Genomic DNA, 15,294 nt, shown 5'->3' with positions numbered 1-15,294 from the left:
ATTATATCCAGGCCAGCAGCAATGAAATACCCGAACGCTGGCTGAGAGCGCAGGAAAGGAGCTAATTTGGCAACCTGTCAGGACTGCCGCGATAGCTCGAAGCTAAGCAGTCCTAACAGGTTTGCCTCCCAGGCTATGTAAATGTGGAAACATGAAAATCTGAGAAATGTGGAAATGTAAAAACTCACTGCTTACCCCTTGCCAACATGCATCATTTAAGCTCCTTTTCGCGACCAATCATCTTCTTCCTCACCGGAATGTTTTTTCTTTCTTCCTGTAGCGTTTCAAAAAAGATAAATAAGATTGTAAGGAATAATTTATTTAACGATTCCGTACTGGCAGATGCACATACAGGCATTGCTGTTTTTGATGCGGATGCAAATAAATTCATTTACAGTTACCAGGCTGATAAATATTTTGTACCGGCCAGCAATACCAAGATCATCTCTTTATATGCAGGCATGAAATACCTGCAGGATAGCCTGGTGGGGCTGCGATACAAAGAAATGGCTGATACCCTGTTTATTGTGCCTTCAGGAGACCCTGCTTTTTTGCATCCTGACTTTAGCAGCCAACGGGTATTTGATTTTTTAAAAAGGCAATCCAAACCTATAACTATTACTACAAATAGCTGGAAAGCGGAAGCATGGGGTGAAGGCTGGATGTGGGATGATTATAACGATGCGTATATGACGGAACGCAGCCCCTTTCCTGTGTACGGGAATGTGATCAGGTGGATGCAGGTGCGCGATTCGGGTAGCATTGCGGCAATGGCAAGGGAAGAAGCATTCATTTATTCGGAACCCGATATTAGCTGGAAAGTGAATTTTAGCGGGGATACCGCGTCAAAAATATTTTCCGTACAGCGGGCATTAGCCGAAAATAAATTTTTCATCACCCAGGGCAGGGAGGTCAATGCTGAACGAAGTGTGCCTTTTATTACTAACCGGTTTCAATCAGCACTGGAACTACTGAAGGATACCCTGAGCAGAACTATTGATTCAACCACAACCGTAATTCAGCCTGACGGCATTATTCATTCCCAACCATCCGATTCGCTTTTTAAGATCATGATGTACCGGAGCGATAATTTTTTTGCGGAGCAGGTGTTGTTAATGACCGCTAATGAAAAGCTGGGTGTAATGGATGACAGGCGGATGATACAATACCTGCTGGCCAATGACCTGGCAGGGTTTCCCCAAACCCCGCGGTGGGCCGACGGCAGCGGGCTGAGCCGGTATAATTTATTTACACCGCAGGACTTTGTGTGGATACTCCATAAAATGAAAAATGAATTTGGAATGGAAAGGTTGAAAACAATTTTTCCAACGGGAGGAACAGGCACATTGCGCCATTACTATCAAAGCGATAGCAGCTTCATATACGCTAAAACGGGCAGCATGTCGGGTGTGTTGAGTCTTAGCGGTTATGTATATACAAAGTCAGGCAGGTTGCTCATCTTTTCCGTACTGGTAAACAATCACAGGCAGCCCGCATGGATGATCCGGAAGAAAGTGGAATCGTTTTTACACGCACTGAGAGGGAAGTAAATACAAAGCACCGGGAACCAAAAAACAAGAACCAAATAAATTTCAAATTTAAAATCCTAAGCCTGAATTTCGAAATCCGAAGGAAGCCGGCTGTGAGCTATCAGCTTTGAGCGGTGCAACGAAGGTATATACAGCCTGTTATTAGCACTAACTCACTGATAGCTGACTGCTGGTTGCTGACACCTGATCGCCCCGGATGCAATTTCAAATCTTAAATCTCAAATTTCAAATATCATCTACCTTGCTCCCGACGGACAGTACTTCAATAAATAATCAGTGAATAAGGTTCGTAAATGCAGGGTTGTTCCTTCTCCTTCACTAATGCCGTGTGTTCTGTTCGGGTACGACATAAACTGGAATTGTTTATTGTATTTAATCAGTTCATTCAGCAGCATTTCTGCATTCTGGTAATGTACATTATCATCTCCCGTACCATGTATATACAATAAATTACCACGGAGGTTTTTGGCGTAAGTAACAGGCGACCCTTTGATATAATCTGCCTTGGTTTCCTGTGGCGGACCCATATACCGTTCCTGGTAAATGTTGTCGTACGTAAGCTGGTTGGCTACTGCAGCAACAGCAATGCCCGTTTTGAAAATATCGGGGTATTGAAACAGTAAATTTAAAGTAGAAGAGCCGCCGCCGCTCCATCCCCAGCTTGCCACGCGCGCCGTATCTAAATAAGGGCGTTGCTGCAATAGTTTTTTCATAGCCATCGCCTGGTCGCGGATATTGATGCCGCCTATATCGCGGTAAATAGCTTTACGCCATGCCGACCCTTTTAAAGTTGGTGTGCCACGGTTATTGAAGGATACATAGAAGTAGCCGCTTTTTGCCATATCGCCGTTAAATAAACGGTTGCCACCGGTTGAAAATTTATCTTCAACTGTAGTGTTACCGGGTTCTCCATACACATACAGCAGTACAGGATATTTTTTTGAAGAATCAAAATTTTCGGGTGTTACTATCCACCCGTCCATGGTAACATTATCGTCTGTGGTGATCGTAAAAAATTCCAGGTTTTTTCTTTCTGCCGTTTTAATGCGGTTGGCCATGCTTTGATTATCCTGCAAAGGCTTATGTTCCGGTAATTTGATCCATTCGCTTACGAAAGGAGTATAGCGGTTAGTAAAGGTATGCAACGCTAACCGGGCGCCGGGAGAAATCTCATAACCGTGTGTTCCCTTTAAATTGCCGGGCGATACCAGTTCCAGCCTGCCTTTACCGTCCATTTTGGTGCGGTACAGGTAACGCTGGATAGCGCTTTCGGGAGAGGCGATAAAATATACATAATTGTTTTTTTCATCAATAGCGCTGATGGTTTCTATATCGTAATTGCCTTTGGTGAGCAATGTTTCTTTTTTCCCATCGCTGCTAACGTGGTAAATATGCCGCCAGCCATCTTTTTCACTCACCCATAAAAAAGCCGTGCCATTGCTTATCCATTCCCAGCCGCGTGGATCATCATCATTCCAGCGCGATTTAATATCAATCCATGCTTTGTCTGTTTCGGTATATATGTTCTTTACCGTTGCGTCTGATATATCGCATACGTATAATTTACTTTCATTTTGTTTTCTGTTCAATTGCTGTACAATGAGCGATTGATTATTGGCAGCCCATTCCATGCGGGGCAGGTAATGCTGTTTGGGATCGCCGGGAATATTCATCCACCTGGTATTGCCTCCTGCCGCGCTAACCACGCCAATACGAACGGCGGATGGGGATTGTCCTACTTTTGGATATTCAACAGGAACAACGAATGAATAAATGGAGTCTGTTGTGTTAAGCATTAAATAATCGCGGGTACCGTGTGCATCAACCTGCCAGTAGGCTATATGCCTGCTGTCGCTGCTCCATCTGAAACCGTCCCTGCAACCAAACTCTTCTTCATATACCCAGTCAAATGTGCCATTGATCAACTGGCGCGAGCCATCCGTAGTTAACGCGGTGGTTTGGCCGGAAGCAATGTTTTCCACATAAATATTCTGCCCGCTTACATAGGCTACCCTGGTTCCATCGGGAGAAAGCTTTGCGTACATTAAAGACTGACCGGGCTTATCTTTTCCAATTTGCTTTAATTCTCCTGTACCCTTGTTCAGTACCCAGTAATCGCCTCTTGTATTATAACGCCATACCTTTGCAGTATTGGTAAAAATAAGCAGTGTATTTTCATCGGGGCTGATCTCAAAATCCGCTATTGTCAGCGGCTTATCCTTTCCGCCGGGTGTTAGTTGGGCAGCGGTGGCCAATACCGTAACCTGCTGCGCGGATAACGGATTAACACGAAGGAGCATATTGTCCTGTATTTCATACAACCCTGTTCCATCCGTGGTCCAGTTTACCTTCCCGGCTTTAAACTGAGCCAGTCCGGCAGAAGCAGTACAAATAAAATAGATAATGATAATGCTTCTTTTGAGGTAAGCGCCATATTGCATAATCAAAAATAATTTAATAGTAAATTTATAAGAGAAACTGTTATGATGAATAAAGATTTGATAAATGGTGAAAGATAATGCATGCTGTTATCAAACCATCTTAAATTGCGATAATGAAATTGTTTAATGTATATCGTTATGAATGACGTGAAAGAAAAACTTCGGATAGATAAGTATCTCTGGGCCATCCGTATCTTTAAAACGAGAAGCATAGCTTCGGAAGCCTGTGATAAAGGGAAGGTAAAATATCATGGAGACAACGTTAAAGCTTCCCGGAATGTGCATATAGATGACGAGTATGAAATCAAAACCGAAGCGAAACGCTGGCGTATTAAAGTAAGCGGCTTACTGCACAACCGGGTGCAATACAGCGAGGCGGTTAAATATTATATAGATATTACCCCCGCGGAAGAAATAGAAAGACTGGAATACCAGGCGTCCAGCTTTCATACGGGTAAGCGATTGAGCAAAGTAGGAAGACCCACAAAAAAAGAGCGCAGGGATATAGATGATTTCCTGGAGGAATGATGGGTGCAAAATATCCGGAGGGCTTTAAGCTTTGCCCGCCGGATTGTTACTGATTTTATTTTTCCATTTCGTTAAGTACTTCCTGTGTAACGCCCATAAGCGAAAATCCGCCGTCATGGAAAAGATTCTGCATGGTTACCATGCGGGTGAGATCGCTGAACAACGACACACAATAATTAGCGCAATCATCGCCGGAAGCATTGCCCAAAGGACTCATTTTTTCCGCATAATTTATGAACCCGTCAAAGCCTTTAACGCCGCTGCCGGCAGTAGTGCGTGTGGGAGATTGTGAAACGGTATTTATTCTTACCTTCTTTTTAATGGCATAATGATAACCAAAGCTGCGGGCAACACTTTCTAATAATGCTTTGGCGTCGGCCATTTCGCTGTAATGCGGAAATACTCTCTGCGCGGCTATATAGGTAAGCGCCACCACGCTGCCCCATTCATTCAGGGCGTCCATATCCCATGCCGTACGTAATACCCGGTGAAGCGACATGGCAGAAATATCCAGTGTTTTTTGATTGAATCCATAATCCAGCTCAGTATAGGATTTTCCTTTTCTTACGTTAAGGCTCATTCCTATGGAATGTAATATAAAATCAATTTTACCACCAAAGTGAGCAGTGGATTCCTCAAACAATTTCTTCAGGTCATCCATATTGGTTACATCGGCGCCTATAACCGGAGCGTTTATTGCTTCAGACAGTTTGCTGATCTCGCCCATCCTTAAGGCAACCGGTGCATTGGTAAGCACTAACCGGGCGCCTTCTTCATGACATTTTAACGCTGTTCTCCACGCAATGGATTTTTCATCCAGCGCGCCAAAAATAATTCCCTTCTTTCCCTGCAAAAGGTTATAAGCCATATTATGATATTTAAATTGAGCGTAAAAATAGGTATTCAAAAGCAAGCAACAAATATAATGCAAAGTCTGAAGCAGGAAATCCGCGAAAAATGCAAAGAATCCCAAAACCAAATAACAGGCAACAAATAAATTTGAAGCCTAAAACGCTAAATCCGAAACGAATACAATCTCAAATCTTAAATCTCAAATTTCAAATCTCATCGTTCCATCATCTCCCTTGCATTTTCAAGCGCTGAAGCGGTGGGCTTTTCACCGCTCAGCATTTGTGCAATGGTGTCTACTCTTTCCTCCGCCGATAACAGTTTTATACGTGTATTTATTTTTTCACCTTTTTCTTTTTTGTATACAAAAAAATGAGCGTCTGCTTTAGCGGCTATCTGCGGCTGGTGTGTAATGGCAATTACCTGGTGCGATTCACCGAGGTCTTTCATAATGATACCCACCTGCCGGGCGGCTTCGCCGCTGATGCCCGTATCTATTTCATCAAAAATGAGGGTGGGTAACTGAACGGATGCGGCTACCAGTGATTTAATACAGAGCATTAAGCGGCTGAGCTCACCCCCACTGGCTACTTTTCGTAAGGGTTCAAACTTGTTGCTTTTATTGGCGTCAAATAAAAACGCAATGGCATCGCCGCCTGTAATGTTCAAGGCCGCCGGGTTGATAGCTATTTTTATCCGGGCATTGGGCATACCTACCTGGGTAAGTAATTTATCGGTCTTCTTCTCAAAAGGAGCTACCTGTTTTTGGCGGTTAACCGTTAGGGTTTGGGCCAGTTGCTGTGCCTGCGCTAATTGTATTGCCGCTTCCTTTTCTAACTGAGCGATCGCTGCATCAAGATTCAGCACTTTATCTAATTGTTGCTGCAGGTTGCTTTGTATATCTAATAATTCGCCGGTGGTTTGCACGCCGTGCTTTTTCAGTAATTTATATCCCAGCGAAAGCCTGTCGCTTACCATCTGTATTCTTTCTTCATCAAACCGGATCTCATGGTTTAAATTTTCTATGTCGCCGGCTATATCACGTAATTCTATCTGGGCCGATTGAAACCTTTGCACCAGCGCCGGAATAGCGGTATGGAAATCGTGGAGCGAATGCAGTTGATTGATCAGTGCCTTCAATTGCTGAACCAGCGGCTGCTCTCCTTCATTAAGCTCATAATTAATTTTACCCAGGGCCGATTTAATATTTTCGGCATTGCCTAATAGTTTCAGTTCAGCGTCTAATTCTTCAATTTCGTTTGCTTTCCATTGCGCTTCTTCCAGCTCATTATATAAAAATTTATGGTAATCCAGCTCTTTGTTGGCAGCCGCCTGCTGTTCTTTGGCGGTGGCAAGCGCTTTTTGAGTGTTGCTGTATACTGTATAAGCTTCCTGGTATTGCTTCAGCACGGTTTGATGACCCGCCAGCGCGTCAATTACTGCCCGCTGAAAATCACTGTCTCCAAGTTCTAATGTATCAAACTGCTGATGGAGGTCTACTAACAGTGACGCGAATTGTTTGAGCTGGGACAGGTTTACGGGCGTGTCGTTAATAAAAGCTCTTGATTTTCCGGTTGACGCTACTTCTCTTCTTATTACAATCTCTTCTTCGGCATCCAGGTCGCTTTCCTGCAGCGTTTTTAAAATATCATTTCGGCCCTGAATGGAAAAGCTTCCCTCCACTATACATTTCCGGGCGGCATTAAATAATACGGAACTGTCGGCTCTTTCGCCCAGTATGAGCCCCAGGGCGCCAACCAGAATGCTTTTACCTGCACCGGTTTCACCGGTAATGATATTGAGCTTGCTGGAAAACTCAATATCAACCGATTCAATAATGGCGTAATTCTGTATAAATAGTTTTTGAAGCATAAACTGCCTGTTACCGCTGCAAGTTAACAGATAGCCTATTTCAGTCCAAGAAAACTATAGCTCCATATCCGGAACGGGAATGTAAGGAAGAATTAAAGAAAATTCAAATCCGAAGCCGGGAAATCCGAAATCCGAAGGAAATGCAATCTGAAAAGCACCAAGAACCAAATAAATACCAAAGCCCGAATATTTAAAATTCGAAATTCGAAGGAAAAGGGAGAGGTGAGAAGTGAGAGGGGTGCATTCTATCGTTAGTAGCTACTCACCTGCTACCTGACGGCTGAGCGCTGATCGCAAAGCACTAAGAACCAAATAAATTTCAAATAAGAAATCCGAAGCCGAAAGTTTGAAATTCGAAGCGAAATGCAACTATAAACTACAAACTACAAATTTCAAATCTCCAATCGTTCATAGCCGGCTTTTTCCATCAAAACGGCTTTGCTGCCGGTCATTTCGATCTCTTTCGCGGGAATTACTTTTTCTTTATAAGTAAGGTATAAGGCCAATGCGGTAAATATTACGCCTCCCACTATATTGCCGAGTGTTACAGGCAATTGATTATAGATCCACCAATCACCGAAGTTTACCTTGGCGCCAAGCATCATACCTGCCGGGATTACGAACATATTTACTACGGCGTGTTCAAATCCCTGTGCGAAAAAAATAAATATGGGCAGCCATGCGGCTATTATTTTTCCTGAAGCGGAAGTAGAGGTAAGAAACAATACTACACCCAGTGTTACCATCCAGTTACATAATATGCCTTTAGTAAACACCGTTATCATGCCTGCTGCACCATACTGTGCATAGCCCGTTGTTTTTGCTTCTGCAATTTTTATGATCGCCGGAATAAGCGCATGCGTATCTGAGCTTCCCATATTGGTGAGCGATATCCAGAAGAGTACGGCATATAATAATGCACCCAGAAGGTTACCTGCAAAAACAAATAGCAGGTTTTTGATCATTGCACTCATTGTTATTTTCCTGTCGAAATAAGCTGCCGGAAGTATGGCGAAGCTGCCGGTTACCAGCTCAAGTCCGAGTAATACTACTATTATAAAGCATGCAGGAAAAATTGCTGCGCCGAGGATGCCGGAGCCGGTTTGAACAGTGGCTGTAACCGCCAGGGTGGTGCCAAAGCCAAGGATAGCACCCGATAAGGCGGAGCGGATTAAAAGATCAGAAGGCGATAGTTGTATTTTGGCTTTGCCAGCCTGTATCATTAAGTTAATAACTTCTGCCGGTTTGGTATAGCTCATACTGCGGATTTAAAATTTGAAAAAATATTCAGGTTTAATATTGATCATAATGTAAGCCCAGTTGGCGCCGGGCTGTGGATGGGAAATGTTTTTAACAGCGGGGGAGGAGAGCAGGGAAGTAGTAAAAAAATGACTGTACCCGCCTTCAAGCGTAATGTCTTTGCTCCAGTTCAATACAGCAACCACATCTATCTCCTGTCCAAAATTGCTGTTCGCGCTGCCGGGATGCAAAGGATCAGCTATTTTACTATCGCTGAAAAACTGGTGTATATCTGCGCTTAATGCATATTTGTCGGTTAGCTTCCATTTCCCTTTCACATAATAATCGTTAAGCCCTCCGTTGCCAAAGCCGCTTCCGGCATAGAAATAATCCATCAGTCCCCAAAACTTATGCGGTGTTCCATACAAAGGATCAAATGCATGGCTTGTTGTTCCGGTTATTCCGCCTGATGTATGATCCATGCCCGCGCCTATCGCTATTTTTTTAGTTACTGCATATTGAGCATACAGATTCGACATCCATGCATCTATTTGCTGCCCTGATGCATTTTTCCCAAATTGATGATACAGCCCTGCAGTAATGCTCAGCGCATCAAAAAAGCGGTTATTAAAATAAGCGCCGGTAGTCATTCTTGTCCATGCGCCTTTTTGAAATTGTTTGGCATCCGTATTGTTCACGCTATCGTGATAATATTTATTAAACTGATCTGCGAAGAACAGAAACGAAACGCTACCGTTTTTTAATTTTTTACCGGTATATAAAAATTCCATGCTTTTATACATGGCGCCGCCATTGGTAGAAGCCGCATAATTTCCCGGAGGTTCACTATTGTAAATGGTGCCGCTTGCCGCTTCTTTATTCTGGTTGAATGCAAAGCCGCTGTGTAATGTCCATGACTGCTTTTCATATTTCAGTAAGGCCAGGTCATGCCGCCTGCCCTGCTGCAGCCAGTCTAAGTTGCCAATCAGCCGCTGGTCGTCATATGCCAGTTCCTGCCTGCCTGTTTTTAGCGATAAAGCATATTGTTTGGCAGATGAGTCCGATAATAATATTTCTGCCCATGCTTCATGCAGCATTACGCCGTTATTTTGTTGCGTGGAAATTTTATTAATGGTGGAAACGTCCTGCCCCCATACCCGCACATCGCGCAGTGCCAAACCAAATTTGAGTCGTTGCGTATTATAGGAAACCTGCAAGCCTGTTCGCTGCGAAATAAAGAAAGCGGGTGGAGCATTTTCAGGTAACGGGGCGCCCTGTCCTGATCTGAACTCCGCCCTGTTGCGCAATTGCCATGATATATTGAATTGTGCCTGCAAGGGAGAAGAAAAAGCTAACGGTAAAAGAATATATGCGGTCGCATACCAGCTCTTTTTTTTCATGTACATTTGACTGGTTTTAAATGAGTGTGTCTTATTTACAAACTAAAAGCCTGGAAGGGTGCCACCTTCCGGGCTTATCTATGCGCAAATGGCTTGGCTGCTATCCTTGTCATCAACAATTCCGATATATACATACTGATCTATTACTTTAACGGGGTATGTTTTAATACCACAACCCTCTTCATCGCTGAGGCAACGGCCGTCAATAAGCGAAAACGTTTTTTTATGCAGTGGGCAGGCTACTTTGGGTTCACCGCCCTGCGAGCCGATCATTCCCCGGCTAATGGTCATTTGACGGCGATGAGGGCAAAGATTCTGGGAAGCATACCACTCTCCGCGCCGTGCAAAATGAAACAAAGCGATCTGTTCGTCTTTATATTTCACGCATACGCCCCCGTTTTCGGGCACGTCTGTGATCATGCAGGCCCGATACCATTGAATATCTTCTGTGATACTGTAATTCATGTGCTTGATTTTAAGTGGTTATTTGATTCCGAATCAATATTGTTTTATTTTTTGCCAGGCAGTATTTTTTCACCCTTCACCTCTCTCCTTCTTCCTCATTTCCAGTCAACTGCTTTTTTCTGTCCCCGTAGTGCTTCGAACTGTACATTAGGATCTTTTTCACCGGGCAAATTGACGAAGTGATTGAAATGTTTTCTGAGCTCCGGTGATTCCACCACTTCTTTCCACTCGCATTTATAATGATCCACGAGGTTTTGCATTTCTTTTTCCAACTGTTTGCCTATACCCAGGCTGTCGTTTACGATCACGTTTTGCAGGTATGTTATTCCTCCTTCCATTTTGTTCATCCATGTGGCGGTACGGGTTAAGGGGTCGGCTGTTTTAATATAGAACATCAGGAAACGGTCAATATAGCGGATACAGGTTTCTTCATCAATATCCGAAGCCAGCAGCACGGCATGCTGGGGTTTGGATCCCCCGTTGCCGCCCACAAAAAGATTCCACCCTTTTTCCGTGGCAATAATGCCGAAGTCTTTCGATTGTGCTTCGGCGCATTCCCGAACGCATCCTGAAACAGCAGATTTAATTTTATGCGGCGCCCTCAATCCCCGGTATCGTTCTTCTATGCGAATGGCGAAGCTTACGCTGTCGTGTAAACCAAAGCGGCACCAGGTAGAACCTACGCAGCTTTTAACGGTACGCAGGGCCTTTCCATAGGCATGCCCGCTTTCAAAGCCGGCAGCAACCAACTCTTCCCATATCAGTGGCAATTCACTTACATGTGCGCCAAACATGTCTATCCGTTGCGCTCCTGTTATTTTTGTATAGAGATTGTATTTTTTGGCGATCCGGCCAATGACGATCAGCTTATCCGGCGTTATTTCTCCTCCGGGGATGCGGGGTACTACAGAATAGGTTCCTCCTTTTTGAATATTGGCTAAGTAGCGGTCGTTGGTATCCTGGATAGCAGGTTGCTTTAATATGGAATCATTCCAGGCGCTGGCTAAAATAGATGCCATAACGGGTTTACAAACTTCACATCCGGCGCCATTGCCAAACTTATCCAATGCCTCATCAAAGGTTTTAATACCATGTACTTTAACCAGGTCGAATAATTCCTGGCGGCGGTAAGCAAAATGTTCACAAATAGCAGGCTTTACCTTTTTACCAAGTTCCTTTAATGTTTCGCTTATGATATCTTTTATCATAGGAACACAGCCACCGCAGCCGGTTCCGGCTTTTGTTATTTTTTTAACTCCATCCAGATCTTCAATGCCATAGTCTTTCACTGTACAGCAGATGGCGCCTTTGGATACCCCTTCACAGGAGCAGATAAGCGCGGCATCCGGTAATGCAGCGATTCCGCTTCCTGCATTCATTTTACCGGCAGCGCCCGATTTCATAAATACGTCTTCCGCATTCTGTGGAAGGGGTAACCCGTTTTTATAAGTTTGTAACAATATATTATAGGCAGACGCATCGCCAACGAGGATGCCTCCCAGCAAATATTTTCCGTCGGTAGAAACGTTCAGGCGCTTATATATCCCCCAAACCCTGTCCTCAAATACAATGGTACTGCATTCATTTTCTATAGCCAGCGCGTCTCCAAAACTTGCCACATCCACTCCGAGCAATTTCAATTTGGTTGACATATCAAAATCTGCAAACACTTTATCCGTGCCTGTTAATTGTGAAGCAACAATATCCGCCATTTCATAACCGGGCGCAACCAGGCCGTATACCATACCTTCAAACAAAGCGCATTCTCCAATTGCGTAAATGCATGGATCGTTTGTTTGCAACTTATTATTTACAATGATACCTCCCCGGGGGCCGGTTCTTAAGCCACAATCTTTGGCTAATTCATCCCTGGGTTTGATTCCTGCAGAAATTACCACCATATCTACTTCAAGCCTGCTGTTATCCTTAAATTCCAGGGCTTCCACTTTCTCCTTTCCGGAAACAGATGAAGTAGCTTTATTAAGATGCACATGTATTCCCATGTGCTCTAATTTACTTTTAAGAAATTCAGCGCCGCTCTCATCTAATTGACGTGGCATTAAGCGGGGGGCAAATTCCACCACATGCGTTTCAAGATCAAGGTCTTTCAACGCTTTGGTTGCTTCTAATCCTAATAAGCCTCCTCCAATCACTACTGCTTTTTTGGCCCTGAAAGCATAGGAAGTGATCAATTCCGGGTCATCAATTGTGCGATAAACAAATACCCCATGCTTATCTGTACCGGGCACATTTGGTACAAAGGGAGCAGAGCCGGTTGCCAGTACCAGGTAGTCGTATGATAATTCCCGGCCCTTAGAAGATATTATTTTTTTATTGTATTTATCTATTTCTACCACCGGGTCGTCTAAATACAGGTCTATTTTATTAGCAACATACCAGTTCTGATCAACCAACGATAGATCTTCAGCAGTTTTACCGGAAAAGTAGTCTGTAAGATGCACTCTGTCGTACGCGCGATGGGCTTCTTCGCCAAACACAGTAATTTGAAATACTTGCTTTTTGTCCCTAGCCAATAATTTCTCACAAAATTTGTGGCCAACCATGCCATTTCCAATTACAATTACCTTCATAGTAGTCTGGTTTTAATCTATACTATTTTAAAAAAAGGCAGGTAATCGTTAAAAGGAAAGAGAGTAAATATTATATTATTGCAAATAATATGTAATACTATTCATTAATTATATCAACAAATAACTATAAAAATATTATTTATATCATAAAATTAATGATCAATATTTAATATTCAGTAGTTTTGGTTAAAATATATTATATATTTATATTCATAATTTGATAAAATGAAATCAAAAGCATCACTCTTATCTCTCATAGGCGCCGGTCCCGGCGACCCTGAACTGATTACTGTAAAAGCAATCCGGGCAATTGCATCTGCCCATGTGGTTTTATACGATGCTTTAATAAATACAGCATTGCTTTCCTATATGTCTCCGGGCGCTAAAGCGGTATTTGTAGGAAAACGCTTTGGATGCCATGCCCTTTCGCAGCAGGAAATTAACCATCTTATTGTAAACTATGCATTATTATACGGACATGTGGCAAGGCTGAAAGGCGGCGATCCCTTTGTTTTTGGAAGGGCGCAGGAAGAAATGGAGGCAGCGCGCAGCAATGGCATTGCCGTAGAAGTGATACCTGGTATTTCCAGTGCCGTGGCGGTACCGGCTGCGCAGGGTATTCCTTTAACCTGCAGGGGGATGGCAGAAAGTTTTTGGGTTACTACCGGCACTACCCGTTCCGGAGATATATCGGCCGATATTTGCCTTGCGGCACAGTCTACGGCAACGGTTGTTATACTAATGGCAATGAATAAGCTGGAAGCCATAATGGATATTTTCAGAGGCAATGGAAAAAGTGAAACGCCGGTTGCCGTTATACAAAACGGTACCACCGAAAAGGAAAAAATAATAACCGGTACGGTAAAAGATATTTTTTTCAGGGTGCAGTGTGAAGGTATGAGCAACCCTTCGGTTATAGTAGTGGGTGAGGTGGTAAAATTACATCACAACTGGCTGCAACAATTGAGCAATATAACTGTTGCTAATACAATCGTTGCTCCGCAAATGATTGCCTGTACCGGGAATCAGTAATTAAATCCTATTTTCACGGTATAAGCGTTAAAATGAAGCACCCCAAAAAAGATTGTGATCTTCAGTGTTGTTTGATGTGCCGCATGTGTTTACCCGAGTGGCTCCCGGCCATTAAAGCACATCGCCGAAATTTTCAGTATAAAAAAGGAGAGCTTGTTTTTAGAGAAGGCGATCCGGTAAACGGTATATATTTCGTGTACAGGGGTTCCGTAAAGATCCATAAACATTGGGGTGAAGAAAAGGAACTGATCGTACGGTTTGCGCAGCAGGGTGATATTTTCGGTCACCGCGGATTTGGAACAGATGCGTTGTACCCGATCTCTGCCACAGCTTTAGAGCCACTTGAAGTATGCTATATTGATCAAAGTTTTTTTTATGCCACGCTGCGTACCAATACAGAATTACTGTTTAAGCTGATGTTGTTTTATGCGCAGGAGCTGCAGGAATCCGAAAAGAACATGCGTAACCTGGCCCATATGCCGGTAAAAGGCAGGCTGGCCTATGCTTTGCTGAAGCTGAAAGAAAAATTTGGCGTAAATGACAAGGGGTTTACCGGCATCACGCTCAGCCGCCAGGATATTGCCGCTTATGCCGGCACTACATATGAAACGGTATTCCGGCTGATGACAGCATTTACCCGGGAGGGTATGGTAACCCTGTCGGGTAAAAATATCAGGATCATTAATGATGAAAAATTAAGGATGCTTACAGAGGAAGGGAGCTAATGGTTTTGTAAAGGAATACATCTCCTGTTTTCGGCAACAGTTGCGTTCCCCGATCCGGTTTGTGTAATGGTTTTTGGATGAACGGTATAAGTAGTTACAGGCTTACAACGCATTTTTGTAAAGCGAACGGTTATCACGAACAATTACATTCCTGTTAACAATATTTGCTGAAACCTTGCAGTAGCAGGGATGTCGCTGCTGCGCTTGATACATATGCAGGATGGTGCCTGAAAAAAGAGAGCGGAGCTAAAAATGTTGCTGCTGCTTATCCCGGCAAAATGCTGGTGGAAAACGGCAGGCGTTTAAAAAGCATCGTGGTATCAGATATCACACATTTTAAAGCCGCCAGAGATTATACCCGCATATATACCATTAATAATGAAGTATACCTGAGCTCGTATGGCATCAGCTTTATTGAAAAAAAGATTAATCCTGCCATGTTTCTGCGCATACACCGCTCTTATATCGTTAACACGGCGCATATCAGGGAATTATACCGGCGTATTTCCGGAACATTTATTGCCCTGCACAATGATGTGGAAATTAGTATTGGGAGGCATTATCTTCCTTCGGTTAAACAAATGTTGTTATAAACACTGGTT

12 protein-coding genes are annotated in these 15,294 nt (G+C 43.5%); 5 read left to right on the top strand and 7 right to left on the bottom strand.

Going from position 1 to position 15,294, the window contains the following annotated elements; genetic code table 11:
• Positions 1-206 precede the first annotated feature (206 nt).
• Positions 207-1,550, top strand: coding sequence for a D-alanyl-D-alanine carboxypeptidase/D-alanyl-D-alanine-endopeptidase (locus PLE34_RS08375; RefSeq protein WP_324555837.1), 1,344 nt, complete (start codon positions 207-209; stop codon positions 1,548-1,550).
• Positions 1,551-1,786: 236 nt separating this feature from the next.
• Here PLE34_RS08375 and PLE34_RS08370 read toward each other — a convergent pair whose 3' ends face one another.
• Positions 1,787-3,991 carry a S9 family peptidase gene (locus PLE34_RS08370; protein ID WP_324555835.1) on the bottom strand — a complete coding sequence of 735 codons (2,205 nt, stop codon included), beginning with the start codon at positions 3,989-3,991 and terminating at the stop codon, positions 1,787-1,789.
• Positions 3,992-4,129: 138 nt separating this feature from the next.
• Between PLE34_RS08370 and PLE34_RS08365 the strand changes: the two genes are divergently transcribed.
• Positions 4,130-4,519, top strand: a complete 390-nt coding sequence (locus PLE34_RS08365; protein ID WP_324555833.1) for an RNA-binding S4 domain-containing protein — start codon at positions 4,130-4,132, stop codon at positions 4,517-4,519.
• A 55-nt stretch (positions 4,520-4,574) separates the two neighbouring features.
• Here PLE34_RS08365 and PLE34_RS08360 read toward each other — a convergent pair whose 3' ends face one another.
• From PLE34_RS08360 to nirB, 6 genes are all read right to left on the bottom strand, one after another.
• Positions 4,575-5,387, bottom strand: a complete 813-nt coding sequence (locus PLE34_RS08360; protein ID WP_324555831.1) for an enoyl-ACP reductase FabI — start codon at positions 5,385-5,387, stop codon at positions 4,575-4,577.
• A gap of 197 nt (positions 5,388-5,584) precedes the next feature.
• On the bottom strand, positions 5,585-7,240 hold the full coding sequence (recN, locus tag PLE34_RS08355; protein WP_324555829.1) for a DNA repair protein RecN: 1,656 nt from the start codon (positions 7,238-7,240) through the stop codon (positions 5,585-5,587).
• A 392-nt stretch (positions 7,241-7,632) separates the two neighbouring features.
• On the bottom strand, positions 7,633-8,499 hold the full coding sequence (locus PLE34_RS08350; RefSeq protein WP_324555827.1) for a formate/nitrite transporter family protein: 867 nt from the start codon (positions 8,497-8,499) through the stop codon (positions 7,633-7,635).
• Positions 8,500-8,508: 9 nt separating this feature from the next.
• The gene (locus PLE34_RS08345) at positions 8,509-9,879 is read right to left on the bottom strand and encodes an alginate export family protein (protein ID WP_324555825.1); all 1,371 of its coding nucleotides are present in this window, start codon (positions 9,877-9,879) and stop codon (positions 8,509-8,511) included.
• Positions 9,880-9,957: 78 nt separating this feature from the next.
• On the bottom strand, positions 9,958-10,344 hold the full coding sequence (nirD, locus tag PLE34_RS08340) for a nitrite reductase small subunit NirD (protein WP_324555823.1): 387 nt from the start codon (positions 10,342-10,344) through the stop codon (positions 9,958-9,960).
• 95 nt (positions 10,345-10,439) lie between these two features.
• Complete coding sequence (gene nirB, locus PLE34_RS08335) at positions 10,440-12,935, bottom strand: nitrite reductase large subunit NirB (RefSeq protein WP_324555821.1); 2,496 nt, start codon at positions 12,933-12,935, stop codon at positions 10,440-10,442.
• Between the two features lie 225 nt (positions 12,936-13,160).
• Here nirB and cobA point away from each other — a divergent pair, with 225 nt between their 5' ends.
• The 3 genes from cobA (at position 13,161) to PLE34_RS08320 (ending at position 15,285) form a co-directional block, all read left to right on the top strand.
• Positions 13,161-13,967, top strand: coding sequence for a uroporphyrinogen-III C-methyltransferase (gene cobA / locus PLE34_RS08330; RefSeq protein WP_324555819.1), 807 nt, complete (start codon positions 13,161-13,163; stop codon positions 13,965-13,967).
• 32 nt (positions 13,968-13,999) lie between these two features.
• Positions 14,000-14,692 carry a Crp/Fnr family transcriptional regulator gene (locus tag PLE34_RS08325; RefSeq protein WP_324555817.1) on the top strand — a complete coding sequence of 231 codons (693 nt, stop codon included), beginning with the start codon at positions 14,000-14,002 and terminating at the stop codon, positions 14,690-14,692.
• Between the two features lie 164 nt (positions 14,693-14,856).
• Positions 14,857-15,285, top strand: a complete 429-nt coding sequence (locus tag PLE34_RS08320) for a LytR/AlgR family response regulator transcription factor (protein ID WP_324555815.1) — start codon at positions 14,857-14,859, stop codon at positions 15,283-15,285.
• Positions 15,286-15,294 lie beyond the last annotated feature (9 nt).

This window comes from Agriterribacter sp., from assembly GCF_035445465.1.
Lineage (GTDB): Bacteria > Bacteroidota > Bacteroidia > Chitinophagales > Chitinophagaceae > Agriterribacter.
Note: the sequence above shows the minus strand (reverse complement) of the source record. Positions and strands in the feature narration are given on the sequence as shown.

Bases quoted from the DNA above. Each gene is read 5' to 3' on its own strand.
- PLE34_RS08375 (WP_324555837.1), top strand. From the start codon at position 207: ATGCATCATTTAAGCTCCTTTTCGCGACCAATCATCTTCTTCCTCACC.
- PLE34_RS08370 (WP_324555835.1), bottom strand. From the start codon at position 3,991: ATGCAATATGGCGCTTACCTCAAAAGAAGCATTATCATTATCTATTTT.
- PLE34_RS08365 (WP_324555833.1), top strand. From the start codon at position 4,130: ATGAATGACGTGAAAGAAAAACTTCGGATAGATAAGTATCTCTGGGCC.
- PLE34_RS08360 (WP_324555831.1), bottom strand. From the start codon at position 5,387: ATGGCTTATAACCTTTTGCAGGGAAAGAAGGGAATTATTTTTGGCGCG.
- recN (WP_324555829.1), bottom strand. From the start codon at position 7,240: ATGCTTCAAAAACTATTTATACAGAATTACGCCATTATTGAATCGGTT.
- PLE34_RS08350 (WP_324555827.1), bottom strand. From the start codon at position 8,499: ATGAGCTATACCAAACCGGCAGAAGTTATTAACTTAATGATACAGGCT.
- PLE34_RS08345 (WP_324555825.1), bottom strand. From the start codon at position 9,879: ATGAAAAAAAAGAGCTGGTATGCGACCGCATATATTCTTTTACCGTTA.
- nirD (WP_324555823.1), bottom strand. From the start codon at position 10,344: ATGAATTACAGTATCACAGAAGATATTCAATGGTATCGGGCCTGCATG.
- nirB (WP_324555821.1), bottom strand. From the start codon at position 12,935: ATGAAGGTAATTGTAATTGGAAATGGCATGGTTGGCCACAAATTTTGT.
- cobA (WP_324555819.1), top strand. From the start codon at position 13,161: ATGAAATCAAAAGCATCACTCTTATCTCTCATAGGCGCCGGTCCCGGC.
- PLE34_RS08325 (WP_324555817.1), top strand. From the start codon at position 14,000: ATGAAGCACCCCAAAAAAGATTGTGATCTTCAGTGTTGTTTGATGTGC.